Raw genomic sequence first — 1,609 nt, 5'->3', positions numbered from 1 at the left:
GGGGGTGCGGACGAAAACTTGGACTATCATGGAGGTAGTTCATGTATTCCTACGAAGATCGGGTGCGAGCAGTTGCGCTCTACATTAAGCTGGGCAAGCGCCCGAAAGCGACTATTCGCCAGTTGGGCTATCCAAGCAAGAATGCTTTGAAGGGCTGGTACCTGGAATATGAGCACCATCTTGATCTGCGTTTAGGATTTGCGCCCCGAGCCCCCAAGTTCACACAGGCGCAGAAGGAAGTGGCTGTTGAGCACTACCGCACGCATGGTCGTTGTGTTTCTGCAACGATGCGCGCCTTGGGCTATCCCGGTCGTGCAACGTTGACAGCATGGGTTCGTGAGGCGTTTCCCGAAACTAGTAAAGCTGTCACTGGAAGAACTGGACGTCCACGATATCCGGAGACGTTGAAGAAGGCTGGCGTTGTCGGGCTTTATAATCGGCAAGAAAGCGCGCAGGCGTTGGCTGAAAAGCTCGGCGTATGCAGGCCGACACTGTATAACTGGAAAAACCAGTTACTTGGTCCGGAGGCTCCCGCAATCATGAAACGCAAGAACAACTCACCGCCAGTGCCAGAGCGAGAAGAATTAGAGCGCCAGCTCGAAACACTGCAGCACGATATTCAGAAACTGCAGCTTGAGCACGACCTTTTGAAGAAAGCGACGGAACTCATAAAAAAAGAACTGGGCGTCGATCTGCAACTCCTGAATAATCGGGAGAAAACGCTGTTGGTTGACGCCCTAAAAGATCTTTATCAACTCTCCGATCTGCTTGCTCAGTTGGGACTGGCGCGCAGCTCATACTTTTATCATCGAGCCCGCATGAGGATGACCGACAAGTACCTCACTATTCGTCAGAACATCACCGAAATCTTCGAAGCCAACCGTCGATGCTATGGCTACCGCAGGCTACAGGCATCATTAGCCAAACAATCCGTTACAATCTCAGAGAAGGTTGTGCAGCGCTTGATGAAACAAGAGAACCTGATCGTTGCCACGCCAAAGCGGCGGCGATATCGCTCTTATCTCGGAGAAATTAGTCCGGCACCTGAGAACCTCATAAATCGCGACTTCCAGGCCTCAGCGCCGAATGAGAAATGGCTGACTGATATCACTGAATTCCATATCCCGGCTGGCAAGGTGTATCTCTCACCCATCATCGACTGTTTTGATGGTTTGGTTATAAGCTGGTCACTCGGAACGAGACCAGATGCGGAATTGGTCAATATGATGCTTGATGCCGCCATAGAAACTGTCACAGGTACAGATGAACGACCAATAGTACATTCTGATCGGGGTGCACACTATCGCTGGCCGGGTTGGCTATCGCGGATCAGTGATGCGAAGCTGGTACGATCAATGTCCCGCAAGGCTTGTTCCCCGGATAACGCTGCATGCGAGGGCTTTTTCGGAAGACTGAAAACAGAGCTCTTCTACCCCCGTGATTGGAAGACCACCACAATTGAGCAGTTTATCAAGGAAGTCGATGGCTACATTCGATGGTACAACGAGAAGCGGATCAAAATGTCACTTGGCGCACGAAGCCCAATCGAATATCGAAACTGTCTTGGCATTGTGACGTAAAACCAGTCCAAGTTTTTATCCGCACCCCC

Annotated in this window: 1 protein-coding gene; it reads left to right on the top strand. The window is 51.1% G+C overall.

Features of this window, described 5'->3' with window-relative positions; all coding sequences use genetic code 11:
• Positions 1-41 precede the first annotated feature (41 nt).
• A complete protein-coding gene (locus FG152_RS27105; RefSeq protein WP_498989457.1) occupies positions 42-1,580 on the top strand; it encodes an IS3 family transposase in 1,539 nt (512 codons plus the stop codon).
• The last annotated feature ends 29 nt before the right edge of the window (positions 1,581-1,609 follow it).

The sequence above is a fragment of the Ochrobactrum sp. XJ1 genome (genome assembly GCF_024701725.1).
Classification (GTDB): Bacteria; Pseudomonadota; Alphaproteobacteria; order Rhizobiales; family Rhizobiaceae; genus Brucella; species Brucella anthropi.
Note: the sequence above shows the minus strand (reverse complement) of the source record. Positions and strands in the feature narration are given on the sequence as shown.